Genomic DNA, 26,276 nt, shown 5'->3' with positions numbered 1-26,276 from the left:
GGAAGCAGCAATATGGATATCTTTTCCAGAGAGAACAGTGGTCTCTTTTCCAGAACTTAAATGAGAGCCATTGTGCAAGGCAACATGAAAGGTTTGATCCCCGCGATGGCTATTGGCACTGTTGCGTGTGGCATCAATCGAAACATTCTTCTCAGCTTGCAAGAGAAGTTTATCCTTTGTTTGAACATCAGAGCCTAAGATATTCAAATCTTTTCCAGATACATAAGTGGGATTGATATACTTTGAAAAATATTTCTTTAAAACAAATGTGTGAATACACAACAACAAATGTATTCCGTTGGGGCGTTCTGTTTTGCATGAGGAGTATAATCCCATAAAAAGAATGCAATAAACAAAAACGTAAGATAATGCGTCATCTTCATTTTCATTATTTAAAAGACATTACTCTAAATGTTTTTGAAAATCGTAAAGCTAAATTAAAAGAAGATGATAAAGTTGGAAACTAGTTTTTCTCTTTGTAACTTTATATTCTTCCCCAATGAGACTGTATTCCCGTTTCAGAACTTACTCCAACAGATGTAGTACGCTCGTTCTAATCTGGTATATAAAAGTAGACTAAAGTTCGTCACTGGTTATGATCTTTTCCTATTTCTGAGATTAATTAAATACTTTCCACTTAGGCGTAAAATGATAGCCGTGATATAAAATTTTATGTAATCAGTAGCTATAAAATCCATATATACCACCAATTCGCCCTCTATAATATAAAACTTTCTTCTTTAAAGTCTTATAGCACAAAATGATACAAATAAAAAATAGAAGATTAAGAGAGATTAAAATAGAGGGCTAATAAAATAAAAGCCCCGTTAAACGAGGCCTTCGTATTTTTTTGTGCTTATAATTTTATTTTTAGGAAATTAGAATTTGTAAGCGACGCCTACACGGAAATCATTGGTTTTGTAATTGAATTCACGTGTATCGTTGGCGAATTTCTTTTTACCAAAATCGGAGTAACGGTATTCTGCACGTAAAAGAACGTTGTCTGTCATTGCAAAATCAACTCCACCACCAATAGTAAAACCAACCATTGTCTTCGTTTCATCAGCCCAAGCACCACCCGTCAAATCTACGCTTTGCTTATTCTCTGCATTAACATTTTTATCCCCGCCAGCATTCTGCTCAACTTTAGCTCTCTCTCCTTTTCCTGCAACTGACTGAATGCCCTGTACCTGCGCATAGGCAATACCACCAGCAACATAAGGCATAATACGGTCAACAGCAGCAAAACCGATACGAACGCGTGTAGCACCAGACCATTTTTCTTTATAACTGTGCTTTTCCGTTACCTTGTCACCTATTTCAAACCGTTGCTGATCTTTTAATTCAACCTTAGCTTTTTCAAGGGCATTATTAAAAAATGCCACATCTTCTTTAGTAAGAGTCAATTCACGGGCTGTTTTTGATTCTTCACGGTCTGCCCAAACTGCATCGGTTTCAACACCGAGAATGAGACCATTTCCAAGATCTACGTTAGATCCGGCATAAATCCCACCCATGAAACCTGAAGGACTAGGTGTGTTATCTTTTTTGACAAGTTCTTTATCTTCTCCTGGAATAGTTACTTTAGTTTTACTCGAAAAGTTACCAACTTGACCACCAAGATAAAAGCCTGTCCAAGAAAACGAAGGGGCTGCTGCGATAACTGCTGGGGTTGTTTCACGAGGGATGATAACATCAGCAGCTTGTGCTGCAGAAGCTGAAATTAAAGCAGCAATAGAAGTTGCTATTAAAGATTTTGTATTCATAATTTTGCTCCTAAATTAACTATAAAACGACCTTACAAGATTATAAATAGAAAAGCTGTAGTAAAAATGTCACAATCATACAAATAAAAATCCCAGAAAACAGCGCTTTTGTAAAAGTCAATATCTTTTGGAAATTTAATTTTTTATTAATACTTTGTATTCATAATTGCACTTTTGATGAAATTAGAACTTGTAAGCGACACCTACACGAAAGTCATTGGTTGTATAGCCTAGTTTATTCTTTGCAAATTGCTTCTTACGAAAGTCTGAGTAATGGTGCTCTGCACGCAACAGAACATTGTCTGTCATTGCAAAGTCAACACCTAAAGTGAAACTAACCAGTATCTTTGTCTTCATCATGCAAATTAGCAGAAGCGATCACTTGACCAGTATTATCAGCCAGCCTCTTTTTTCACTTCAATTGCGGAAATGCCCTACATTTGCGTATAAGCAATACCATCAGCAAAATAAGGTATTATACGATTAGCAACTACAAAACTAATACGGGCCCATGTTAAACTAGACCATTTTTCTTCTTCAGTAAAAATTATAAACCATTGTATCATCATCGTGAAGCTTTTCTGCATCAGCCAAAGTAACGCTAGCATTTATAAGATTTTGGCTAAGTTTTTATATCTCATACGCCTCAAGATCCTCTAAGTACGTTTTTGTGTTTCCACGGTCATGCCCAGACTGCATCTGTTACAACACCTAAGATGAAGACATTTCCAAGATCAAAGTTAGATCCTGTATAAAAACCGCCAATCAAACCTGAAAGTTTAGGCAATCCATATTTGTATGGAGTTTTTTTATCTCTAAATCAAATAGATCAACTTGGCTTGAAAAATTGCCAACTTGACCACCGATATAAAACCCTGTTCAAAAAAAGTAGGAGCAACAATACCTGTTGGAGCTACTTCACCAAGAATGATAGCATTAGCAGCTTGTGTCGCAAAGCTGTAGTTATCATGATAACAGAAATTATGATTAAAGATTTTATATTCGTAAACTTTGCTCCTAATTTATTAACGAAAGACGAACCCAATATAAAATAATTTCATAACTTCACTTCGTACAAGAAATTGTAAGTTATAAATATATGCATAAGATATTGATTTTACACCGTAGTTATTGTCTCTTGTTTATGAAAATCTTTTTAAGAAAATCCGAATAATATCTTTTACATCCCCAACAAATATAAGGTATGTGATAATATAGCAATAGAAAAATAAAAGAGGCTCCGTCTTTAACAGAGCCTCATGATTTTTCATTTTGTCTTCATCATTTCGTTTTTACGAAATTAGAATTTGTAAGCAACACCTACACGGAAATCATTGGTTTTGTAAGCTAGTTTATCCCCATCCTTTACAAATGCTTTTTTACCAAAGTCTGAGTAACGGTATTCTGCACGCAACAAAACATTGTCTGTCATTGCGAAATCAACACCACCACCTACAGTGAAACCAACCATCGTTTTTGTTTCATCAAACACTTTAGCAGAAGCGATTTCAGCACCTTCAGCTGTCGCTGCCTTAAGAGAATCGACCACTTGCAGCTGCGTATAAGCAATACCACCAGCGAAATAAGGCATAATGCGATCAACTGCTGTAAAACCGATACGAACGCGTGTTGCACCAGACCATTTTTCTTTTAAAGAGGTGCTATCTATCCGTTTGTCAGTCGCTACGATACCAGCAATAGTTTTTCCTGTAGCAGGTGTAGCTTTCGCTGCTATAAGCTCAGCTTTGAAACCGTCAAGGCCAATTCCCCCAATGGTTTCTGAATGCGCTTTTGAATCTTCGCGGCCTGCCCAGACTGCATCGGTTTCAACACCTAGAATGAGGCCATTACCAAGATCTACGTTGGAGCCTACATAAATACCACCCATGAAACCGGAAGGCTTAGGTGTCCAATCTTTATCTGTAAGTTTCTTTTTTGTTTCTGAATCATATACATCAACTTTACCTGAAAAGTTGCCAACTTGACCACCGATATAAAAGCCTGTCCAAGAAAATGAAGGGGCTGCAATAACTGCTGGGGCTGTTTCACGAGGGATGACAACATCAGCAGCTTGTGCTGCAGAAGCAGCCGCCATAGCGATAATAGAAGTTGTTACTAAAGATTTTATATTCATAAACTTTGCTCCTAATTTATTTATGAGCACAGTGCTACAAGATTACAGAAAGAAAAGCTGTAGTAAAAATGATACAGTTACAGAAAATGGAGGGCTTATCCCAGAAAAAAATGCTTCATAGCTTGATTTTGTACGAGAAACCGTAAGCTGTATAATGTAATAACTTATTGATTTTAAATATAATTATTGTTTATTGCTTATGAATAATATTTTTTTAAAAAACCTGAAGAATATCTTTTCATATCCACAATAAATTATGTGTTGTGTGATAATATAGCAACAGAAAATAACAGAGGCTCTGTCAAAGACGGAGCCTCTTCGTTATTTAACTTACCATCTGTTAAAATTTGTAAGCAACACCTACACGGAAATCATTGGTTTTGTAAGAAGTCTCATATTTATCATTTGAGAATTTCTTTTTACCAAAATCTGAGTAACGATATTCCGCACGTACAATAATATTATTGGTCATTGCTAAATCAACACCAGCACCAAGGGTGTAACCAACAAGGGTCTTTGTTTCATCAGACAGAGTACCAGAAGCGATTACTTTGTCTGAATCTTTATCTGTTATTGAAATCAACGCACTATCTTGAAGCTGTGTATAAGCGATACCACCAGCAACATAAGGCATAATGCGTTCAGCTGCAAAACCAATACGCACGCGCGTTGCACCAGCCCACTTTTCTTTAAAAGTGAAACTGTGGGTTCGTTTAGCGCCAGGTTTAAGCGCATCTTTACCAATATTAATTGCAGCGTCTTTTAATACCTTGTTAATATAATTGATGTGTTCTGGGGCAATGACATATGTTTTTCCTGTCTTCGTGTCATCTTTATTAGACCACATGATATCTGTATCAACACCTAGAATAAGGCCATTACCAAGATCAACGTTGGAACCTGCGTAAAGACCACCCATGAAACCAGAGAGTTTAGGCAAAAGGTCATCAGGCACTGGAATCTTTTTTCCGTTACTGAGAATATCCATTTTCGTTTTACCCGAAAAACCACCAATCTGGCCCCCAACATAAAAACCTGTCCAAGAAAAAGTTGGAGCAACAATAACGGGAGCAACAGGTGTTGGACTTGGGGGAACAATAACATCTGCTGCTTGTGCTGCTGAAGCTGAAACAAAAGCGAAAGCAGAAGCTGTTATTAACCATTTCATATTCATATTTTCTCTCCATAGCTGAATATTTATTTGAACACACCATTTCATATAGAGCTCCATCTTCAGATATCTGTAGCAAAAATGATACACTTATAAAAAAAACAAAAAGCCAATCAAAGCACCCTTAATTGCTTGATCTGTAATAAATAAGAATTAAACTATGCCACTGCATAAATGATTTTCTCTTGTCACATTTGCTCTCCTTTATAAATTTTGCAAAAAACTGCGTCACAGAACCCTCCGTGTAAAGCATGTACTATGGCTATAAAAGATTGTCTTTTATAGCTCACCTGCACTATTGAAGATGCTCTCATTTATATTAAAATAACGAAAACCATTCCCCTGCACATCACAAAAGAGCAAAAGTGTGTGGATAAATAAAACTATTAAAGGCTAAAATGCCACCTATGAATACTCTCAATATCAAAAATAGCGAGAACTGTTAAAATATTGAGAACAGCCAAATGCAACCGTTCTATTTAAATTCATACAAACAACGTTTTTAGCTTCATCGTTCGCATAACAAAATGTGAATAGCTCTTTGATTGTTTTTTCATCATTGTAAAGAATGCTTGTATCGCACAAAACAAGATCTCCACTACCCTATGGACTGCAACAAAATTACATGCAATTTCATCACACATGCTCTTTGTTTTAATTAGGCATTTATTATTTTTTGAAATACTTACGCTTCTGCTTAACTTTCTAGAAAATCTTTTCCAGAGCTTCAGCATTATTTGTAGGCTATCATTTCATACTTCTTTACAAGACTAAATTGAAAAAAATGCCTAAAGACAGACAACCGGTATGATAAACATTAAAACTTATATAGAAATATCCTTAGAGCTGAAAAAATGAGAAATCTTTCTTAAAGTTTTCAAACCACACCTTGCTTTAAAAATCATGAATTTGGCAGAAAAAATATCTGATATTTTGAATCATAGACAAATGAATATTTTATATCTGTAGTCGAAGCATACCATAAAAGATCAAAAATTTAACATTTTTGTTTTTTCACTTGATTTTGATGAAGTATCCTCTCAAATCCTCTCTGCAAACAGCTTAGTTTCTTGTCGAAAGAATTTTTCTTAGCTCCTTCCCCATGTGATTCACTTAACTAAATGCTCCCTCTGAACAAGCCCTACTCTAAAAACACTCTTATCAAGGAGTTTGATATGCACTGTATAGTCACGCTTAAAATGACAGTATTTACAGCATAATAGCGCAACCCAAAATCCGGAGGCTATATTTATCCAAATCCATGAATTTTGTAACGAGCGATTGCCATTATATAGAGTATTCTTGCACCGAAATCCACTTCCCCATATCTTTTCAAAATAGTACTCTTCACCACCTCCGTAGACAGTTATAATACCCTTTGCGAACAACTGCTCCTCCACTTTTCAAATGATAAAAAATATCCCCTCCCTTCAATTCCCGATCATACGTTAGACCTCTTGATGTTGTTTTTTACTTTTTAATAACTCATTGGACCTCGTGCAAATAGGTTTGGTCGTCCTCTTTTCCCTGATCTTTTTTTAGGATAATGACTTCTTTCTTTACCAGAATGTAACACAGGGACTAACTGAGCTGCTGTTATGCATTCGCTGTTATTTCTGCAAGAAGGTTTTCTTTGAAAAACTTCTGATAAGATCTTTCTAGACCGTTCACTAGAAAAAAGATCTCTAGGAGGAACAATCGTAGATATGTCCTGTATTAACTTTTGAGAAAACAAGAAAGAAGCACCCTGAGCTACAGAGATTGAAGCAAACGTAGCAAAAGTTGTCATAAAATATTTTATGTTCATAAATTTAACCTCGTAGAAATATCCATAATGGATTTTACCTAGTGTCTTCATTGCAAATTTCCAGAAAAAATAGCATGTTTATAGATAAAAAGTGAGAATCCTCAAAAAACAAAGCTTTGAAACATTTTAATTTTAAAATAAATGCAAATTGCCCCACTTTACAAACATAGAAATCACTTGTTTGGCAATGCATAAAAGCACAAAATATCGTCTAGGGAGAATAAAATACACAAATGTCATATCAACATATTGATTTATAATCCCCCCCTATCGAATGAGCGCTCTCAGTATCATAAGATTATCTTATTTTAAAATTCGCTCATGATACATTAAGCAAAATTATTCGCTTACATGTCATAAATGAGGTTGATATATGGATAAGACTCTTGAAAAAAGAAGTTTTATCTTATGAGGCCATTTAAACGCAAAAGTTATTATAACATTTTAATTTGGTAAAAGCATATTCCTTGCTAATTTGTTTCTAGGTGTCGTTCTTTGCATTGTTCAGTATAATCATGGTTGTCTTTATATATTAATCATATAACATATTTATTTATAATGATAATATATCGTTATCCAGATTAAATTAGAACTCCGAATACCATAAAAACCCTTTCATTCCAAATCTTCCTCATGTTGAATCAACCAAAACCATTTGTTTGTACATTACAAGTGGGGAAGCCTATGTGGAGTGAAACTGTACAATAAAGGACTAAAAATGCCTTTTATGAATCGTCTCTAGTGCCAAGGGTTATCGCAAAATTGGGTGTTGGCAAAATGTGTGATAGTAGCAGCTTGTCAACTCTATAAGCGTAAGATGGTAGTGTTCAATAGATTTTATATTGGTATTGGAGGCTTTATCGTTATACCATTCATAAGCGCCCCTGTAAAATGGACTTTGGTGCCGGTTTCTTTAAAAAAGCACATGAATTAGCAACACAAACATATTCCGTTTAGGGCGTTCTGTTTCACACGAAAAACGTAAATCCATTAAAAACATGAGAAACAAAAGCATGAGGCAATGCGTAATCTCTATTATTTAACAGACATTGCTTTAAATACTTTTGAAAGTCGTAAAGCAGAATTAAAAATGATGGTAAAGATGAGAGGATAAAATGCCCATAATGTACAAGCATTTTTCCCTCTCACATCAATAATTAACTCCATTTAAAAGCCAATTTTAAAGTTAGCTATGCGCAAAAATATCAACTTCCGCCCATCCTAAAAGATCAAGCCTAGCTCTCATAGGCAAAAATTGAAAGCATGCCTTGGCAACATTTTCTCGCTCTTCACGTCTTAAACGTTCTTCAAATATAACCTTTAAACGATGCAAATATAACACATCCGACGCAGCATATTCAATTTGTGCCTGCGATAACGTTTCTGCTGCCCAATCGGAAGATTGTTGCTGTTTAGAAATATTCACATTCAGCAATTCATTACAAACTTCTTTTAAGCCATGACGATCCGTATAAGTACGCGTGAGTCTAGAAGCAATTTTTGTACAAAAAACAGCTTCTGGCATAACACCAAATGTATGCGCTAAAATAGCAAGATCAAAACGCCCAAAATGAAATATTTTGGTAACCGCGTTATCTTCAAGAAGCTTGACCAAATTAGGTGCACTCTTTTGTCCTTTAGCAATTTGTATAATATCAGCAGTACCATCTCCGGAAGAAAGCTGCACAACACATAAACGATCACGATGCGGTTGTAAGCCTAAAGTTTCGGTATCAATCGCAATAGCATCAGTTTTATAATTGTCTAAGTTTGGTAAATCACCTTGATGAACACGAATCTCAGCCATTTACCCTCCTATTTGCTAAAGCTGCAAGAATACGCGCCCAAGACCGCTGCCCCTTATGAAACGATTTTAAATTATACTTTTCATTGGGAGAATGAATACGATCATTATATAATGCAAATCCAACCAGAACAGATTCCATATCAAGAATTGACTGAAAATCTCCCACAACCGGAATTGATCCCCCCATAGCGTCGAGTATAGCAGGATTGCTCCATTCTTGCGACAAAGCTTCTTTTGCGGCCTTGATAAAAGGTGAATCATAAGGAATTTGAATTGCAGAAGAACCACCATGCCCCTTAAATTCAACAGTACAATCAGCAGGAATAAGACCGCACACATAATGACGGAAAGCTTGGCGTATTTTCTCTGGATCTTGCTTATGCACTAAACGAAAAGATACTTTCGCATTCGCTTGAGAAGCAATAACTGTTTTTATTCCTTCTCCTTCATAACCACCACTAATCCCGTTAACTTCTGCTGTAGGACGCGCCCATACAAGTTCTAAAATGCTCCGTCCTTTTTCACCAGCAGGAATGGAAAGTCCTATAGGACCAAGAAAATTTTCAGCAGTACAATTCAGGGCATTCCATGATTGCAAAATCTGTGAAGGTGTTTCTTCAACTCCATCATAAAAACCTGGAAGCGTTACACGACCATTGTCATCATGAAGTCCTGCTAAGATTTTTGTTAAAATATGAATAGGGTTAGCAGCTACCCCTCCATAAGCACCAGAGTGCAAATCACGATCGGCTGCTGTAATCGTAACCTCTTCTCCTAAAATACCCCGAAGAGCAATACAAACAGATGGTGTATCGGCATCCCACATTGCTGTATCACAAACCAATGCACAATCAGCCTTAAGTTCATCCCTATTTTCTTTTAAAAAAGGAACAAGAGAAGGAGAACCACTTTCTTCTTCTCCCTCAAATAAAACAGTAACCTTAATGGGAAGTTGCCCCGTTTCTTTCTTAAATGCACGACATGCCTCAACAAAGGTCATGAGCTGACCTTTGTCATCAGAAGCGCCACGAGCACAAATAACTTTTTCTCCATCTTTTTCCTTTAATGAAGGATTAAATGGATCATCTTCCCATAAATTTAATGGATCAACAGGTTGAACATCATAATGTCCATAAAATAACACATGCAGACAATCATCTGAAGGCCCTGGATGATGTCCAACAACCATTGGATGACCTGGTGTATCACGCCGTGAAGCCTCAAAACCTATTGTTTTTAAATCTTCTACCAACCAATCAGCTGCTTTACGACATTCATCCTTATAAGCCAAGTCTGTAGAAATCGATTGGAAACGTAAAAGAGAAAAAAGGCGTTCAAGGCTCTTTCCTATATTCTCATCAAGATGTGTTAATACTTTATTCAACATAAAAAAACCTCTCAAGCCTCGTATATTCGTATAATTGTAAGAACCTGACTTTAAGCCTCTTGTAGGATTTTGCAAGACACCTTATTCATTTTTGACACTGTGAGCAGTAAAAACTTGAACGCCCAGCCTGTAAAATACGTATAATAGGCGTTCCACATTCCAAACATTCCTTGCCTTCTCGTCCATAAACTGAAAAAGCGTGTTGAAAATAACCAAGTGAACCATCTATATGCATATAATCACGTAAAGAAGAGCCACCGGACAAAATGGCTTCAGAAATCACATTGCGTATATTTTGTGCTAAAGAATCTGCAAATTCACGTGCACGTGTCGTTTTTGATGCCAATGTAAATGCACTACGTTGTGGAGATAAACGACTCCGCCAAAGTGCTTCGCAAACATAAATATTCCCAAGACCCGAAACAATAGACTGATCAAGTAAAACGCCCTTGAGAGACATTTTTTTATTAACAAAAGCCTTTTGTAAATAACGACCAGAAAACGAATTACTCATAGGTTCAAGCCCTAGCTTATTTAAAAGCGGATGTTCATAAAGCTTGTCCGTATCGACTAAAAGCATAAACCCAAAGCGACGCACATCATTATAAATAAGATGATAAAATTCACCATCCCTTGTCTGAATATCCATGATAAAATGGTCATGCTTAACCAATTTATTTCTCGTTGAAAAAGCTTTTCTCAAAATGTCATTCTCTATACGCCATGAACCAGACATTCCTAAATGGCTTAAAATCGTTTCATTATGAGAAAGATGAAATAATAAATATTTCGCACGTCGACCAAGTTCTATAATTTTTCTGCCGATAAGGCGCTCAGAAAACGCCTCAGGAAAAGGAAAACGCAAATCTCTACGATTAAGTTTGACAGATACTATCTTTGCATCAGTTACAACGGACTCAAGTCCACGACGAACTGTCTCTACTTCAGGAAGCTCAGGCATTACTCTTCTTTAATAATTATACACTTTCCAATCGTATGACTGATAAATTGGCTTCTTCCCCCCCCTCCTCAAAGAACGAAGACTTCCTCTACATCTACTAAACAAATTCTTGATGAGTGGATTTTACTTGGCTTTCTACTCATGTGAGTCATTTAACTAAAGGCTTTATGGCCAAACCCTGCCTTGAATATATACCACACACTCTAAAATACTTAGCGTATCAATGAGACTTGCATACCACCCCACCTTAAATGACGAAGTTTTACAGCATAACAGAATTAAGTCCATTCACCCTTACGAAATACAGGAACTCTTACACCATCTTGGGTAATGCCATCTATGTCAATTTCACCAGAACCAATCATCCAGTCAATATGAATGACACTTTTATTTCCACCACGTGCTGCAATCTCTTCTGATGTCAATGATGCCCCATCTAAAAAGCATTTGGAATAACACTGCCCTAAAGCAATATGACATGCAGCATTTTCATCAAATAAGGTATTATAAAAAAGGAGGTCACTCTTAGAAATTGGTGAAGAATGGGGCACAAGAGCAACTTCACCTAAGCGACTAGCCCCTTCATCACTTTGCAAAACCTGTTGCAAAACTTCCTGACCTGTTGATGCACGAGCCTCAACAATACGCCCTGCTTCAAAACGCATCTCAATATTATCAATCAGTGCTCCTTGATAAGAAAGAGGCTTTGTTGAGCGAACGAAACCTTCAACCTTATGAGCATGAGGAGTCGTGAAAACTTCTTCTGTCGGAATATTCGGATTGCAAACAACACCATTTTGAGATGCAGATGCACCACCATGCCATTCATGATCATCTGCCAAACCAACTGTTAAATCGGTACCTGGTCCTGTAAAATGCAAAGCAGAGAAACGCTGCTCATTAAGCCAAGATGACCGTTGTTTCAAAGCTGCATTATGGACACTCCATGCATGCACTGGATCTTCTTCTGTAACACGTGAAGCAGAAAAAATTGCATCAGCTAATTTTTTAATCGCCTCATTAAGTGGTAAAGAAGGAAACATTGCCTCAGCCCATCCTGCTGTTGGATATGCAACAATCGACCAATTCATAGCAAAATTTGATATTTTCTTGAGTGCCGGCTGGTAAGCTATTGAAGTGGCTTTATTTAAACGTGAAACCTTATCAAAATCCTGATTGGAAAGGAGCAAAGGATTATCCCCAACAATCGCTAAACGCGCTGCCCCATTTTCAAAAGCCTTTGCCATTCCCTCATAGAGCCAAGAAGGAGCACAATCAAAACTAGCCGTATGAGCATTTTCAAAACGTGTAAGTGATAACATATCATCACTAAAAATTGGTGTAATGACACCAGCACCAATCTTATAAGCATGATATGCGATACGCCGAACAAAAGGGAGGGCTGAAACTGGAGCAGTTAAAACAAGATCCTGCCCCTCTTGTAAATTCAACCCCACTTTCACTGTAATTTCTGCAAGACGATTAAGCATTTCAGGCGAAATTGTCTCATGAATATCAAAGTACATTACCAATACCCTTCTTTAAATAGAATGCGTTCTTTATGTCGTCATATTATAAATTGTTATTCAATATCTTTTGAATTTACTTTCTCCACGTATAATTATGGATATCATGATCGCTAAAGAGTTCACTTAATTCATAAACTGCAATGGATTGTAAAAACACTTCCTTGGTCGTGCAAAAATTATCGGTTTGTGTACCGTTTTTCTAACATTGCAACAATTGCATTTAACTGATCTGATGAAGGTAACGCCATAATCGGTTTATTTTCTTCTTTCCTAGCTGGATGTTGAGGCGCATAGGCGGGAATGGGAACTTTATCAAGCTGTACCATCGCAAAAGACGTAGGATGGTCCGTCTTGGACTGTGCTACCTGTGTAGAAGAAGATATACTCTTTTCTGTTCTTATTCCTCTACTTTCTAAACTTTCATCCACAAAGCTTGGCGTATTACCAGAACGTTCTTGGGCAAACGCATAAGCAACATCATAAGGGCGATTATTTGTAGGAATTTGAAGTGATCCATCACGCGATCGTTTTTCATAAAAAGCATTTCCCCCTGCAACATGAACATAGTGCATGTTTTTATACGGAAAAGACAAACCAGCGGTATGAAAAAACTTAGCGTGTTTAACTTTCTTATCTCGTTCACCCCGTAAAACGGCATCAGCCGCTTCTCTTACACGAGCAACAGATGCTTTCTCCGTCATAGGACGTGTTAAAACACCAGGAGCAAACTGCTTATATTGACCAACAACACCACAAATCGTCTTAGGATAGGCGGTCGAATTAACACGATTCATAACAACCGTCCCAACGGCAATCATTCCTTCACGGCTTGTGCGATTTGATTCAAAATACATCGCTCGCATAAGGCATTGACGCTCTGTCAATGGATACGTAACCGTTTTTGTCTTATTATTTATTTTTCCAGTATCTAAATGATTTGAAGCACATCCCACAATAACTAACGGCGCTACACAACAGGTAACAAAAACATTCCAACGATTTTTTTTCATCTTATGCAACACATTCCTATAATCTCTAAGCTATTCAAATTTTGAAATGAGCTTTAAATGTATCTCTCAATAAAGTACATAGCTAATTGTTACCACTCAGTAAAACTTTAATACAAGAGGTAATCAAAAAGTATCTATGCAAAATAAAAAATAAAAAACTCTTAATTTACAGATCGATATTGTTATTCTTCACGATTCAATATAGGCCATAATAACCCAGACGTTTCAATTACAATAAAATAACACTATCCACTTCTTCTACATACGAAAAAAATAATACAGATATCCCCTTTGAATATAAAATTTTAACAAAATGATCTGAAAGGAAATTCCCCTAGAAAACTCCCCTCCAGCCACAGTGTGAATGATGGTATCATTCAATATACAAATATGTCAAATCAAGAGTTAGAAATCTGCCATGCTTCTCTGAAAAAACTCTTTGTTACTTCTTTGTGCTTTTCCATAAGATGGTTATCTTATTCTTTCTATAGCTGCACTCTAAGAAAATACTCATATATCTACAAACTTATTTTATACATATAAGAAAAATTTTAATCTATTTTCTTCTCACCTACCCCAACTTTATAAGTAAGATCATCGCGAGGACGATCAGAAGACATATGATAACCCGTTATGATATAATGCAACATTTCAGCAATATTGGTAACATGATCACCAATTCGTTCAATGTTTTTTAAACAAAACAGTAAGTGCGTACAAACCGTAATATTGCGCATATCTTCCATCATATACGTCAAAAGTTCACGAAAAAGAGAAGTATACAAAGCATCAATCTTCTCATCACGCTCCCGCACAGCGTCAATACGCTCTAATAAGCGACTCGTATAAGCATTTAACACTTCTTTTAATTGATTGAGCGCTAAAGCTGTAATTGTTTCAAGTCCATGATAAAAGGACGCAGATTGACGTATTTCTGAAAGTGCAACAGTCCTCTTAGCAATGTTTTTGGCCATATCCCCAATCCGCTCAAGATCAGAAGAAATACGAATAGCTCCAATAATTTCACGCAAATCGACAGCCATCGGCTGGCGTTTGCATATAATAGCAACCGCTTTTTCATCAATGTCACGTTCTGCTTCATCTAAAAACACATCATCGGCAATCACTGTCGTTGCAAGTTGAAGATCACTACACACAACCGATGCAACAGAACGTTCAATCATCCTTTCTGCATGGCTCCCCATTTCTGTAATCCTTACTCTCAAATATTTTAGTTCTGCATCATAAGAACGGACAGTATGTTTCATAGACATATCTTACACTCCTCAATTCACCTATCCAAAACGCCCCGTAATATAATCTTGCGTCCGTTGCTCTTTTGGTGAAGTAAAGATCATTTCAGTTGCACCAACTTCTACCAAATGCCCTAAATGAAACATAGCCGTATATTGAGAAACACGTGCGGCCTGTTGCATGGAATGTGTTACAATAACAATTGTATAATTTTGCCGTAACGCATCGATAAGCTCTTCAATCCGTGCTGTCGCAATGGGATCAAGAGCTGAACAAGGCTCATCCATCAAAATAACTTCAGGACTAACCGCAATAGCACGTGCAATACACAAACGCTGTTGTTGTCCCCCTGATAAACTTGTTCCAAGATCATGAAGACGGTCTTTTACTTCTTCAAACAAACCTGCCTGCCTCAAACTCTTTTCAACCACATCATGCAATTCAGAGCGTGTTTTAACCAAACCGTGAATGCGTGGACCATACGCAACATTCTCAAATATAGATTTTGGAAAAGGACTAGGCTTTTGAAAAACCATTCCAACACGAGCACGCAATTCTACAACATCAATCCTCTGATCATAAATATTCTCCCCATCTAAGGTAATAAGACCCGTTATTTTAGCACCTTCAATCGTATCATTCATACGGTTAAAACAACGCAAAAAAGTTGACTTCCCGCATCCTGATGGACCAATCAAAGCAGTCACTTGATGTTCAGGAATATCAAGTGTAATACCATGGAGTGCTTCTTTGTCTCCATAAGAAACCTTCACATCCTGACCACGCATTTTAATCTTCATTACAAAAACTCACCTTACAAAAATCTTATCGAAATTGTTATTTTATTAAAATTATTGGCGGCGTTCAAATCGTCGACGTAAAAAAACCGCAGAAATATTCATGATCGCAAGAAAAATCATTAATACAATAATAGCCCCTGACGTCTTTTCAACAAAAGCGCGCTCTGCTTCACCAGCCCACATAAAAATTTGAACAGGCAACGCTGTTGCTGGATCCATGGGAGTCGTAGGAATATTAACAACAAAAGCAACCATTCCAATCAAAAGCAAAGGCGCAGTTTCACCCAAAGCCTGAGCTACTCCAATAATTGTACCTGTCAAAATACCAGGCGCGGCTAAAGGAATAACATGATGAAAAATCATTTGTGTTTTTGATGCCCCCAAACCTAAAGCTGCTGCACGAATAGAGAGAGGAACAGCACGCAAAGCAGAACGTGTTGCAATAATAATCGTGGGGAGAGTCATGAGCGCTAAAACAAGCCCCCCAACAAAAGAAGCGGAACGTGGTAATCCCAAAAAATTAATAAAAACCGCGAGTCCTAAAAGACCAAAGACAATCGAAGGAACAGCTGCAAGATTATTGATATTAACTTCGATAAAATCTGTAAATTTATTTTTACGTGCATATTCTTCCAAATAAAGAGCCGTTGCTATGCCTATCGGAAGTGAAACCAATAAAACAATGCCTATCATATAAAGAGAACCAATAATCGCAACCCCTAACCCAGCAGTCTCAGGACGACTTGAAGCGCCAAGTGTAAAAAAACCAACATTAAATGTTTTATAAAGCGTACCATCATGCGCTAAACGCTTTATCCATTCTATTTGCCGATTAGAAACTTTACGGTTTTTTTCTGCTACATGCAGATCAATCTGCCCCTTATAAGCAGAATCGATATCCGCAGCTGCCAAAACTTTGATTTTTTGCATTGTGCCAATCAGTCTTGGATTCTTTGTCACCATTTCACGGAGTTGAACACGTACACCACTTGAAAACATACGGCTAACATCCCGCAGGGAGGCTCGATCATTTTGATCGATATCAAGTTTCTTGGCTAACGCATTGCGTACAAGAATTGGATAATTCGCCATTATGAGGACCTGTGGATTTGTTTTATGTTGACCACCTGGATCAATAATCTTTTCATCCAAATAAATCGATAATGTCATTTGACTCTGCAAAAAGGCTGTATAACCTTGACTAATGATAGACCATAAAAGCGCAAATAAAAAAAACAAACCAATAAAAATGGCAATCAAACCATAGGCACGAAAACGACGTTCAGCCCAATACCGACGTTTGAGGCTAATATTGCGACGAGGAAAAAGAATTTTTTCATTCATTCATATTGTTCCCGATATTTACGCACAATATAAAGAGCTAGAATATTCATCAAAAGTGTCATGACAAAGAGTGTCATTCCTAATGCAAAAGCCACCAAAGTTTGTGGAGAGTTAAACTCAAAATCACCAGTCAATTGATTAACAATCTTAACTGTCATCGTCGTCATTGCTTCGAAAGGATTGAGTGTTAAGTTTGCAGCAACACCCGCCGCCAAAACCACAATCATTGTTTCACCAATTGCACGCGATGCTGTCAACAAAATTGCTCCCATAATCCCTGGAAGCGCTGCCGGTATAACGACTTTCTTAATTGTTTCAGATTGTGTTGCTCCTAAACCATAAGAACCTTCACGTAAAATGCGTGGAACAGCTGTTATAACATCATCCGACAAAGAGGAAACAAAAGGAATCAACATAATTCCCATCACAACTCCAGCAGTCAAAACACTTTGCGCCATAATAAAACTAACCCCGTCTGAGAGAGAAGCAGAGAGATCTCGTAAAAATGGTCCTACAACCTTCAAAGCAAAAAAGCCATAAACAATCGTTGGAATGCCAGCAAGAACTTCTAACAATGGCTTCACAATTGCTCGCAATCGCGAAGAAGCATACTCGGCCATATAAAGAGCTGAAAATAATCCTATAGGTACAGCAAAAAGCATGGCAACAAATGCAATATAAAGCGTACCAGCAAGAAGTGGTATTAAACCAAATTGTCCTACTTCACCGCTTGAACCGCTCGCGGAAAAACGCGGATCCCAAACCGTTCCTAAAAAGAAATTTGAAAAAGATACAGACTGAAAAAAGCTTATTGTCTGAAAAAACATAGAAAGTGCAATGGCTATTGTCGTCAAGATAGCAACGATAGAAGCACAAACCAGTCCAATAATAATCAAAGATTCAACCTTATTACGCGCACGCTGATGAGGAGCAATTTGCATTATTCCACAGATAAAACCAAAGAATGCAATAGCAAAAAGGAAACCATAACCAATGAACTGAAGCTTTTCAGAAGAAAATACCCATGACTGTGCCATTGTGTACACATCATCCGATACTTCATCAGGTAAAATAAATCCCTTCGCGAATAATTGTGCCTGCACTGTCTTATAGGAAGCGGTAGAAAGATCCCCTTCAAAGTGATGAAGCATTTTGGCAAGACTTCGAAGAGTCTCCCAAAGTAAATCATGATTTACAGGCTCTGTTATATGCGCACTATATGCCTCAAGCTCTTGAGAGGCATTATATTCTAAATAAATTGTACTCCCAGAATCCCAAAAAATTAAAAAAATAAAAGCTGGAATAACAGTAATCAAAAATGTCCACCAGCCATAATAATACGCACGAGAATGCATTTTATGTCGTCTGTATTCAAGAAAGCGTGCACGCATATAAGAAATACAAAAGCCACAAAATCCAAGAATTAATAACAGCAAAATAATGAAGGAAATGCGCATTTTATCTTTCAGTTTTTATAAAAAAATAGCACCCAAATTTCCTATCCCAGAAATCCAACAAATTTTCCCTGCAAATTATTTCAATGTCATTACTCGACCAGCAGAAAAATCAAAACGCTGTGCTTGACGTTCCTTTTCAGGAGAAACAATCAAACCATATTCAGCCAAAGGACCCTCTGGACCAATCATTTGATCAGAAAGAAAAAAATCAACATACTCTCGCAAACCTGAAATAATACCTAAATGTGCTTTCTTAATATAGAAAAAAAGTGGACGAGAAACTGGATATTGTCCACTAGAAATCGTCTCAACTGTTGGCGCAAAACCGTTAATATCGGCAACCTTTAGCCTATCAGCATTATTTTGATAAAAAGACAAACCAAAAATACCAACCCCTGTTTTATTAGAAGTTAGACGCGCAAATGTTTCAGAATAATCACCATCAATATCAACCGCTTTTCCATCCTTACGTACCGCAATACAAGCAGTGTGTATCTCCTTATCATCCATTCCTAAAGACTTCATAACCTCAACTGCCCCACTCTCTTTACACCCCTCAATAAGTAATTTTTCCTCAAAAACTTCACGTGTCCCATGCTTCTCTCCAGGAATATACGCTGCTATCGTCCAATCAGGAAGAGCACTATTAACTGTACTCCATTTCAAAAAATTATTCGGTTGCAATTTTCCGTCTATAATAATTCGAGCAGCAAGGGCTTTATAAACATCTACTGGCTGTAATTTCCAATCAGGCCCCTTAATATCTGTTGCAAAAACAATGCCATCATACCCAATACGTATTTCCTCAACATCTTTTACACCAGCATCAAAACAAGACTGTAATTCACTCGGTTTCATTGCTCGCGAAGCATTAACAATATCAACAGTGTTCTCCCCAATACCACGGCAGAATTCCTTAATACCAGCTCCTGTTCCACCCGATTCGATAACAGGAACCTTAAAATGGGGATAAATTTCTCCAAATGTCTCAGCAATAATCTTTTGATAAGGTAAAACTGTAGATGAACCAGTAATCTGTATTTGATCGCGTGCATTGCCTCCATTTGCTGACAGCAGTAGCGCAAAAATCAATCCCACTCCAATTGATAATACTCTGCTCATCTATAAACTCCCTAAAAATTGAGGACAAAGCCTCTTAATTCATATCATACGGTCATTGTAGTTCACATTTGCACCATAACAAATATAAAAAACAATATGGATCATTTTTTTAAAACCATGTTTTTATCTTCTGTCAAATAAATTCATTTGAACGCTTGAACTCAATAACATCCCAAAACAAATGAGCAACATCTGTACCGCAGAAGCGTTTAATTTCACGAATTCCCGTAGGAGACGTCACATTGATTTCTGTTATATAATCTCCAATCACATCAATCCCCACAAAAAGAAGACCTCGTTCCTTTAAGGCTGGACCAATGCGTTCACAAATCTCATAATCACGTTTTGTTAACTCAACATTTTCCGCGCGACCTCCAACATGCATATTAGAGCGCACATCTGTTTCTGTCGGAATTCGATTAATAGCTCCAACAGGTGCACCATCAAGCAAAATAATCCTTTTATCTCCTTTTCGTACTACCTCTAAATAGCGCTGAACAATAAAAGGTTCGTGATAAATTTCTGCAAACATTTCCAACAATGATGCTAAATTGCGATCATCTTGTTTTAAATAAAAAACACCAGCGCCCCCATTCCCATAAAGTGGTTTAACAATAATATCGCCAAATGTCTTTCTAAAAGCTGTTATTTCTTCAATATCTTTGGTAATTAGTGTTTCTGGCATCAAATCGGAAAATTCAGTAACAAAAATTTTTTCTGGACTGTTGCGTACCCATGCCGGATCATTCACAACAAGTGTTTTAGGATGAATACGTTCTAACAAATGAGTCGTGGTGATATAATTGAGATCAAAAGGGGGATCTTGGCGTAAAAGAACCACATCCATATCTGTTAATTCTGTGCGAACAGGCTTTTCTAATTGATAGTGGCTTCCCTCTTTATCATGTACAATCAATGGCTCTAGTCGTGCAATCACACAACCATCGCACAGAGATAAACGATCTGGTGTATAATGGAAGAGAGAATGTCCACGTTCTTGTGCTGCTAAAGCGAGTGCAAATGTCGTATCTCCTTGAATCCGAACTGTTGAAATATGATCCATCTGAATGGCAATTTTCATAAATAAATCCTCCCTATCCTAAAAGCAGACTGGTCTATGCATCATAAACTTAGTAAACAATAAAAGAACTATGACAAGAGAAAATTTATGACACAAGAAACAGATACAAAATTAAGCAACGAAGAAATCGAACGCTATGCACGCCACATCATTTTGCCTGAGATTGGTGGTGCAGGGCAACAAAAGCTAAAAAAAGCACGTGTCCTTGTTGTGGGCGCTGGTGGTCTCGGTGCTCCTGTCTTAACCTATTTGGCTGCCGCAGGTGTTGGAACCCTTGGAATTATCGATAATGACATTGTTTCACTTTCCAATTTACAACGCCAAGTTATTCATAAAACAAGTGCAATGAACAAAAGCAAAACAGACAGTGCTGAAACCACTATAAAAGCAATAAATCCCCATGTTGTAGTTGAAAAACACACCCTACGCTTAGATAACAGTAATGTGGATAAACTGCTCAATGCTTACCACATCATTGTTGATGGAAGTGATAATTTTACGACACGCTATCTTCTTGCTGATCACGCTGCCCAATGTAAAAAACCTTTAATAAGTGGTGCTGTAGAACGTTTTAATGGCTCATTAACCGTCCTTATGCCATATAAAGACAATAATCCTCACTATCGCGATTTATTTCCCACGCCTCCTGCTCCCGATACTATTCCAACATGCGCTGAAGCTGGAATTATCGGTGTTTTACCCGGTGTTATTGGGACCCTACAAGCAATGGAAGTTATTAAAATGATCACAAACATCGGAGAGCCATTAGTAGGAAAGATTCTTCTCTATAATGGATTATTAGCACAATTTAATATTATTACTTATAAACGCTCAAATTATAAAGAAAATGCCATAGTTATTAAGAAGCTTGGAGAATCTTGATGATGTTCTCTCTTCCACTAACTTTTAGCACTCTCGCAATATGTATTGAAATACTAATATTTTATCGTAAGTCATCGAAACATTGTAACTAATGAAACCTATTAAATTTATCACAAATATGGAAAACCTTTTGTGAAAAAATAATTCTCTATAATGGATTATCATCATAATTTCATGTCATCGTCTATAAATAGACAGAGACTCGTGCAAACTTAGCTCCCATCAGTATTCTTGTGTAAAAAATTTTCAACGTAGATAAAAATACAATCAACGGAACTCTATTCAACTATTTTACTAGTCACACATAAAAATTGTTTCACATGAAAGTGCTCACTTCAAACCATAACCTATAAATAATCTAAGTCATATTTTAGTGATCGGTACTATAAAAGGTCAATGATCTGTCCACACACTTCTAACCTTAAGAGAAAACGTCTATTCATCAAGCATCATAAAATGCAGCTTAGGATTATTGCACGTATAAGAACAATCAATTGTCTCAGTTCATAAGAAAAATACATGGGAATTGATGTGTATAGAAGGATTAAGATAAACCTCATGGAGAGCTTTAATTACATAATTATTACATTCAGAAGCAGAAAGCTGCGGCTCATGAATTGATAATCCTTCAGCAATAATTTCACAGACAAGTATATGTAGAAAAAGTGAAGCACACAAATCTTGAAAACCAATCTACAGACGACAGTGTAAAAAGTGCATTTTTATAAAAGATCTCTTTAAAATAAGCGAGTAAATATGCAATGTTAAATGTGTTCTGTTTTGCGTGAGGGGCGTTCCCCCTAACAAAACATCAATAAGAGCTCTTTTTATAAAACTGTGAAACTAAAATTACAAAAAAATCAGACTTCTTTCTAAAATTAACATCTATGGTATAAGTTAATTTGGCTCGTTCGCTTTATTATTATCCATTGGTAAAGGAACAGGATGATCGGATAAACTGCGTAAATAAAGCAAAAGATCAGCACGATCTTGGTCATTTTTAATTCCACGAAAAGACATAATAGTCCCAGGAAAAGCTTCACGCGGAGAACGCAGATAACGATCTAACGTTACAAAATCCCATTTTTGATCAGAGTGCGCACGCAATGCCCGTGAATAAGCAAAACCTGCTGCTGATGCCAAAGGGCGGTCAACAATCTCCCAGAGAACTGGACCAACACGCCCTGCTTCATTGCGTCCAGAAGTATGGCATATGGCACATTGGCGAAAAATTTTACGGCCATTTTCAAAATTGCCTTGTTGAAGTCGGCTATTTAGTGATAGGGAAACATCAGGTGCTTTCTGTTTTTCTTTAAATATATCGTTCTTGGTAACTGTATGATAATATTGAACCGATGTAGGATGATCATAAACTATATTGCTGAGTGTGGAAATTCCCACAACAATGATCAACACACATAAACAAGCAAAAACAAAATAGATAACTCTCCAGCGATTCATAAAAACTCAAATGTTCATGGTTTCATTACCATTTTTAGTATAAGCTTTTTCTTTATAACACACAACATCCTAAATGCATCACAGACGACGTTTGGAATCTTGCAATGGCTCTTGAACCAATTATTCTTATCCCTGCCCGTATGGGCTCAACCCGTCTACCTCAAAAAGCTCTCGCTGAAATCGCTGGAAAGCCGATGATTGTTCATGTCGCAGAACAAGCAAAAAAAGCCGCATTAGGTCGAACCATCGTTGCAACAGATCATAATGATATCGCTAAAGCTGTTGCAGATTATGGGCATGAATACATCATAACACGAGGTGATCATAAGTCTGGATCTGATCGTATTTATGAAGCTTTAGTACGCATTGATCCTGAACAACGCTACAACGCCATTTTAAATATACAAGGTGACCTACCAACAATCATGCCTCGTGAAATCATTCGTGCACTACGCCCTTTAGAAAATAGCTTTACTGATATTGCAACCTTGGGTGCTCAAATCATTGAAGAAAATGAAACAAGAGATCCCAATGTTGTCAAGATCATTGGGACACCGCTTTCTCAAAATCGCCTTCGTGCTCTTTATTTTACTCGCGCCACAGCACCCTATGGAGATGGTCCTCTTTATCACCATATTGGAATATACGCCTATAAGCGCGAAGCACTTGAAAAATTTGTATCATTCAAACCCTCACCACTTGAGAAACGTGAAAAACTTGAACAATTACGTGCATTAGAAAACAATATGCGTATTGATGTGGAAATAGTCGATACAATTCCCTTAGGTGTAGACACACAACATGATCTCGATAGAGCTTGTGAGATTTTAGCATGAAAATACTTAAAAAAACCAATAAAATTTCTTTCCAAGGAGAATACGGCGCTAATTCCCATATTGCTTGCTCCAATATGTTCCCCAATATGGATGCTGTTCCCTCTGCTACTTTCGAAGACGCTCTTAATTTAGTGGAAAGCGGGAAAGCTGATCTTGCTATGATCCCTATTGAAAATACTCTTGCAGGGCGCGTTGCAGACATTCATCATCTTTTACCGCAGTCGTCTCTTTATATTATTGATGAATATTTTTTACCTATCCATTTTCAACTCATGGTTTTGCCCGGCGTTACATATGACGAAATTAAAACCGTCCACAGCCATACGCATGCCCTTGCACAATGCCGAAAAATCATACGAAACAACGGTTGGAAACCTGTTGTTTCTGCTGACACCGCTGGAGCTGCAAAATTTATTAAAAAAAATGCTAAACGTTCACAGGCTGCCTTAGCACCTTTAATCGCAGCAGAACTCTATGGACTTGATATTCTTGAAAGAAATGTTGAAGATAACCCTCATAATATTACCCGTTTTGTCATCTTTTCACGCTCCAAACGACATGTCCCCAAACCTCAAAATGGCGAAAAAATCATCACCAGTCTTCTTTTTCGAGTGCGCAATGTCCCCGCTGCTCTCTATAAAGCTATGGGAGGATTTGCAACGAATGGTATCAATATGACAAAATTAGAAAGCTATCAAATTGGTGGAAATTTCAATGCAACACAATTCTTTGTTGATATTGAAGGACATCCTGAAGACCCGATGATGAAACTTGCCTTAGAAGAATTATCTTTCTTTTCTGCAGAACTGCGTATTATCGGTACTTATCCAGCACAAAACGATCGAACATCGTATATATAAAAGAAATTAAGCTGCTATCATTTTTTGTTGATATCAAAAAGCATCGTAAAAATTTCATAATGCAACGCATCTTGAAAGGGCTTGTTTTTTTCTACTCAACACCCTTTATAAACACTGAAGAAGAAAAAACAGCTCGTAACAGAATATATAAATTATTTTCATAATATTTTCTCACAAATTATATCACGATAAACCGCAATTCAACTCGTATAAAAACCAGTGTAAAAAATACAGTAACCAAAAATAAAAACGCTTGTACCATCTATTTCCCTTTATATATTCAAAGAGAGACTCTTGAGAAAAGTCATTTCCTCTGACAATATTCCAATAAAGATAACGAACTTCTAAATTCGCTCTCAAAACAATTAAAATTATTATACATAATAGAGCATTCAAATCTCTTAGATTAATACCATTCTAAACATAGTTTGAAACTAGAAAATGCAACTTAGCCCTGATTTTAGCATTAAGTTTGAGCTTTTATCTTTATAAAAATTGATTTATGATTCACCTCACTTTAGAAAAAGGAGAGGATAATGAAAAAAGTCTTCACGCGAGGATTATTAGCTGCAAATATTCTCGCCTACTCTAGTGTTGCATTTGCTGGCTTTGGTGAAAAAAAATGGAATTTTGCGCGGGATGAAAGTGTTGTGATCACACCATCCTATACATTCCAGCAAGGAGTTGAATACTCTTGTAATATCTTTAAACCGAAAAAAGTATCCTTTACTTTATCATACTCTGCCCCTTCTGATTTAAACAAATTGAGAATTTTTGTTGATGATGAAAAGAAAATAACCCATGATAAAGAAAAGAAAATCTTTACCCTAAAAAATATAAAATCTCTTCATATAAGTTTTCCTTGGTCAGGACGTTATATTTTTAAAAATATTACGAACAAAAAAGTTGTTGGAACAGATTGTGACACAGGAGGTTATGATTAACAATATTTCTATAACATCTAAATTTGAGTAGAGTTATTCTTTTTTTTAGGTGTTTTTTTCAAAATACGGCATAATGAGCCATTAAAACTAATCGCTGAAAAGATTATTTTTATACTAATATGGCAAACCTTAAGATGCTTATAAGGTTAGATATTAAAGAACTTTTGCGAAAACTAGAAGACTAAACTTAAATTGTTCTGTATTTTCTACTATCAGAGCTATTTTTTTAATAAGAATATAACTTCTATCTTCGCAACTGCTTTATTTTAAGTACTATAAAGCACATCGTACCCAAATCACTTAGATAAACAGAAAGTAAAATTTGCATCTGCAGACGCATTCCTCACTGCACTTTAAGTCATACTCATTCAGCTTTTTATAAAAATTTATCTCGCTTTTCTCTTTTCGTTAAAAAATCTAATTATTTAAAGCTATAAAATGTCGTGTATATAAAATACCATTTTTACAGTTATAAAATCATAAATCTGTGCCAGCCACCATTATTATTTTATAGCTTTTAAATTGCATCGTCTCTTGTATGAGTACAGTCCTTAAAAGATATGTGAAATCTTTTCTCCAATAATGGGAACACATATATTGATTTATCTAGTGATGAGCCCAACGTCTTTAATGAAGAAAATCAGCACTCAAGAAAAAAGAGCG

At 36.7% G+C, this 26,276-nt stretch carries 21 protein-coding genes and 1 pseudogene; 4 read left to right on the top strand and 18 right to left on the bottom strand.

Going from position 1 to position 26,276, the window contains the following annotated elements:
* From ACFIML_RS04725 to gshB, 17 genes and pseudogenes are all read right to left on the bottom strand, one after another.
* Positions 1–228 (bottom strand): annotated as a pseudogene (locus ACFIML_RS04725) (hemagglutinin repeat-containing protein); the annotation flags it as partial.
* 650 nt (positions 229–878) lie between these two features.
* Positions 879–1,766, bottom strand: a complete 888-nt coding sequence (locus ACFIML_RS04720) for an outer membrane protein (RefSeq protein WP_375610524.1) — start codon at positions 1,764–1,766, stop codon at positions 879–881.
* Positions 1,767–1,949: 183 nt separating this feature from the next.
* Positions 1,950–2,075 (bottom strand): hypothetical protein, encoded by a 126-nt coding sequence (locus ACFIML_RS04715; RefSeq protein WP_375687506.1) that lies wholly within the window; start codon positions 2,073–2,075, stop codon positions 1,950–1,952.
* A gap of 125 nt (positions 2,076–2,200) precedes the next feature.
* Positions 2,201–2,335 (bottom strand): hypothetical protein, encoded by a 135-nt coding sequence (locus tag ACFIML_RS04710; protein ID WP_375614562.1) that lies wholly within the window; start codon positions 2,333–2,335, stop codon positions 2,201–2,203.
* Between the two features lie 731 nt (positions 2,336–3,066).
* Positions 3,067–3,900, bottom strand: coding sequence for a porin (locus ACFIML_RS04705; RefSeq protein ID WP_375687504.1), 834 nt, complete (start codon positions 3,898–3,900; stop codon positions 3,067–3,069).
* A gap of 340 nt (positions 3,901–4,240) precedes the next feature.
* Positions 4,241–5,074, bottom strand: a complete 834-nt coding sequence (locus ACFIML_RS04700; protein ID WP_375606825.1) for an outer membrane protein — start codon at positions 5,072–5,074, stop codon at positions 4,241–4,243.
* A 2,990-nt stretch (positions 5,075–8,064) separates the two neighbouring features.
* Positions 8,065–8,685, bottom strand: a complete 621-nt coding sequence (locus tag ACFIML_RS04695) for a ribonuclease D (RefSeq protein ID WP_375606813.1) — start codon at positions 8,683–8,685, stop codon at positions 8,065–8,067.
* A complete protein-coding gene (locus ACFIML_RS04690) occupies positions 8,678–10,072 on the bottom strand; it encodes a M20/M25/M40 family metallo-hydrolase (RefSeq protein ID WP_375608048.1) in 1,395 nt (464 codons plus the stop codon). Before ACFIML_RS04690 ends, ACFIML_RS04695 begins: the two co-directional genes overlap by 8 nt.
* 85 nt (positions 10,073–10,157) lie before the next feature.
* The gene (gene mutM, locus ACFIML_RS04685) at positions 10,158–11,033 is read right to left on the bottom strand and encodes a bifunctional DNA-formamidopyrimidine glycosylase/DNA-(apurinic or apyrimidinic site) lyase (RefSeq protein ID WP_375606811.1); all 876 of its coding nucleotides are present in this window, start codon (positions 11,031–11,033) and stop codon (positions 10,158–10,160) included.
* A gap of 278 nt (positions 11,034–11,311) precedes the next feature.
* Positions 11,312–12,559: an aminopeptidase gene (locus ACFIML_RS04680; protein WP_375687501.1), complete on the bottom strand. Its 1,248-nt coding sequence runs from the start codon at positions 12,557–12,559 to the stop codon at positions 11,312–11,314.
* Positions 12,560–12,738: 179 nt separating this feature from the next.
* Complete coding sequence (locus ACFIML_RS04675; protein ID WP_375606809.1) at positions 12,739–13,572, bottom strand: cell wall hydrolase; 834 nt, start codon at positions 13,570–13,572, stop codon at positions 12,739–12,741.
* 551 nt (positions 13,573–14,123) lie between these two features.
* The gene (gene phoU, locus ACFIML_RS04670) at positions 14,124–14,846 is read right to left on the bottom strand and encodes a phosphate signaling complex protein PhoU (RefSeq protein WP_375610531.1); all 723 of its coding nucleotides are present in this window, start codon (positions 14,844–14,846) and stop codon (positions 14,124–14,126) included.
* A gap of 21 nt (positions 14,847–14,867) precedes the next feature.
* On the bottom strand, positions 14,868–15,626 hold the full coding sequence (pstB, locus tag ACFIML_RS04665; protein WP_139412809.1) for a phosphate ABC transporter ATP-binding protein PstB: 759 nt from the start codon (positions 15,624–15,626) through the stop codon (positions 14,868–14,870).
* Between the two features lie 51 nt (positions 15,627–15,677).
* Positions 15,678–16,970, bottom strand: a complete 1,293-nt coding sequence (gene pstA / locus ACFIML_RS04660; protein ID WP_375606807.1) for a phosphate ABC transporter permease PstA — start codon at positions 16,968–16,970, stop codon at positions 15,678–15,680.
* Positions 16,967–18,427, bottom strand: a complete 1,461-nt coding sequence (pstC, locus tag ACFIML_RS04655; RefSeq protein ID WP_375606806.1) for a phosphate ABC transporter permease subunit PstC — start codon at positions 18,425–18,427, stop codon at positions 16,967–16,969. Before pstC ends, pstA begins: the two co-directional genes overlap by 4 nt.
* A 75-nt stretch (positions 18,428–18,502) precedes the next feature.
* Positions 18,503–19,549: a substrate-binding domain-containing protein gene (locus ACFIML_RS04650; RefSeq protein ID WP_375614569.1), complete on the bottom strand. Its 1,047-nt coding sequence runs from the start codon at positions 19,547–19,549 to the stop codon at positions 18,503–18,505.
* A gap of 133 nt (positions 19,550–19,682) precedes the next feature.
* Positions 19,683–20,630, bottom strand: a complete 948-nt coding sequence (gene gshB, locus ACFIML_RS04645; protein WP_375608046.1) for a glutathione synthase — start codon at positions 20,628–20,630, stop codon at positions 19,683–19,685.
* 87 nt (positions 20,631–20,717) lie between these two features.
* On the opposite strand from gshB, the gene ACFIML_RS04640 reads away from it, so the two are divergent.
* Positions 20,718–21,512 carry a molybdopterin-synthase adenylyltransferase MoeB gene (locus ACFIML_RS04640; protein WP_375608045.1) on the top strand — a complete coding sequence of 265 codons (795 nt, stop codon included), beginning with the start codon at positions 20,718–20,720 and terminating at the stop codon, positions 21,510–21,512.
* Positions 21,513–22,409: 897 nt separating this feature from the next.
* On the opposite strand, the gene ACFIML_RS04635 is transcribed toward ACFIML_RS04640, so the two are convergent.
* Positions 22,410–22,973, bottom strand: coding sequence for a c-type cytochrome (locus tag ACFIML_RS04635; RefSeq protein WP_375687498.1), 564 nt, complete (start codon positions 22,971–22,973; stop codon positions 22,410–22,412).
* Between the two features lie 104 nt (positions 22,974–23,077).
* Here ACFIML_RS04635 and ACFIML_RS04630 point away from each other — a divergent pair, with 104 nt between their 5' ends.
* From ACFIML_RS04630 to ACFIML_RS04620, 3 genes are all read left to right on the top strand, one after another.
* Positions 23,078–23,809, top strand: coding sequence for a 3-deoxy-manno-octulosonate cytidylyltransferase (locus ACFIML_RS04630; RefSeq protein WP_375606801.1), 732 nt, complete (start codon positions 23,078–23,080; stop codon positions 23,807–23,809).
* Positions 23,806–24,669, top strand: coding sequence for a prephenate dehydratase (locus ACFIML_RS04625; RefSeq protein WP_375687496.1), 864 nt, complete (start codon positions 23,806–23,808; stop codon positions 24,667–24,669). The genes ACFIML_RS04630 and ACFIML_RS04625 overlap by 4 nt, the downstream gene beginning before the upstream one ends.
* Positions 24,670–25,205: 536 nt before the next feature.
* Positions 25,206–25,613: a hypothetical protein gene (locus ACFIML_RS04620; RefSeq protein WP_375606799.1), complete on the top strand. Its 408-nt coding sequence runs from the start codon at positions 25,206–25,208 to the stop codon at positions 25,611–25,613.
* The last annotated feature ends 663 nt before the right edge of the window (positions 25,614–26,276 follow it).

This window comes from Bartonella sp. AC62GZZY (genome assembly GCF_042196525.1).
In the GTDB taxonomy this organism is placed as follows: domain Bacteria; phylum Pseudomonadota; class Alphaproteobacteria; order Rhizobiales; family Rhizobiaceae; genus Bartonella.
This window is presented reverse-complemented; position numbering and strand designations above follow the sequence as displayed.

What these genes read in the sequence shown, in the direction of transcription:
- ACFIML_RS04710 (WP_375614562.1), bottom strand. Translation starts at nt 2,335, where the DNA reads ATGATGATACAATGGTTTATAATTTTTACTGAAGAAGAAAAATGGTCT.
- ACFIML_RS04650 (WP_375614569.1), bottom strand. Translation starts at nt 19,549, where the DNA reads ATGAGCAGAGTATTATCAATTGGAGTGGGATTGATTTTTGCGCTACTG.
- ACFIML_RS04635 (WP_375687498.1), bottom strand. Translation starts at nt 22,973, where the DNA reads ATGAATCGCTGGAGAGTTATCTATTTTGTTTTTGCTTGTTTATGTGTG.
- ACFIML_RS04620 (WP_375606799.1), top strand. Translation starts at nt 25,206, where the DNA reads ATGAAAAAAGTCTTCACGCGAGGATTATTAGCTGCAAATATTCTCGCC.
- ACFIML_RS04700 (WP_375606825.1), bottom strand. Translation starts at nt 5,074, where the DNA reads ATGAATATGAAATGGTTAATAACAGCTTCTGCTTTCGCTTTTGTTTCA.
- ACFIML_RS04630 (WP_375606801.1), top strand. Translation starts at nt 23,078, where the DNA reads ATGGCTCTTGAACCAATTATTCTTATCCCTGCCCGTATGGGCTCAACC.
- ACFIML_RS04695 (WP_375606813.1), bottom strand. Translation starts at nt 8,685, where the DNA reads ATGGCTGAGATTCGTGTTCATCAAGGTGATTTACCAAACTTAGACAAT.
- ACFIML_RS04690 (WP_375608048.1), bottom strand. Translation starts at nt 10,072, where the DNA reads ATGTTGAATAAAGTATTAACACATCTTGATGAGAATATAGGAAAGAGC.
- ACFIML_RS04715 (WP_375687506.1), bottom strand. Translation starts at nt 2,075, where the DNA reads ATGACAGACAATGTTCTGTTGCGTGCAGAGCACCATTACTCAGACTTT.
- mutM (WP_375606811.1), bottom strand. Translation starts at nt 11,033, where the DNA reads ATGCCTGAGCTTCCTGAAGTAGAGACAGTTCGTCGTGGACTTGAGTCC.
- ACFIML_RS04675 (WP_375606809.1), bottom strand. Translation starts at nt 13,572, where the DNA reads ATGAAAAAAAATCGTTGGAATGTTTTTGTTACCTGTTGTGTAGCGCCG.
- ACFIML_RS04680 (WP_375687501.1), bottom strand. Translation starts at nt 12,559, where the DNA reads ATGTACTTTGATATTCATGAGACAATTTCGCCTGAAATGCTTAATCGT.
- ACFIML_RS04705 (WP_375687504.1), bottom strand. Translation starts at nt 3,900, where the DNA reads ATGAATATAAAATCTTTAGTAACAACTTCTATTATCGCTATGGCGGCT.
- ACFIML_RS04640 (WP_375608045.1), top strand. Translation starts at nt 20,718, where the DNA reads ATGACACAAGAAACAGATACAAAATTAAGCAACGAAGAAATCGAACGC.
- pstC (WP_375606806.1), bottom strand. Translation starts at nt 18,427, where the DNA reads ATGCGCATTTCCTTCATTATTTTGCTGTTATTAATTCTTGGATTTTGT.
- ACFIML_RS04720 (WP_375610524.1), bottom strand. Translation starts at nt 1,766, where the DNA reads ATGAATACAAAATCTTTAATAGCAACTTCTATTGCTGCTTTAATTTCA.
- pstA (WP_375606807.1), bottom strand. Translation starts at nt 16,970, where the DNA reads ATGAATGAAAAAATTCTTTTTCCTCGTCGCAATATTAGCCTCAAACGT.
- ACFIML_RS04625 (WP_375687496.1), top strand. Translation starts at nt 23,806, where the DNA reads ATGAAAATACTTAAAAAAACCAATAAAATTTCTTTCCAAGGAGAATAC.
- pstB (WP_139412809.1), bottom strand. Translation starts at nt 15,626, where the DNA reads ATGAAGATTAAAATGCGTGGTCAGGATGTGAAGGTTTCTTATGGAGAC.
- phoU (WP_375610531.1), bottom strand. Translation starts at nt 14,846, where the DNA reads ATGTCTATGAAACATACTGTCCGTTCTTATGATGCAGAACTAAAATAT.
- gshB (WP_375608046.1), bottom strand. Translation starts at nt 20,630, where the DNA reads ATGAAAATTGCCATTCAGATGGATCATATTTCAACAGTTCGGATTCAA.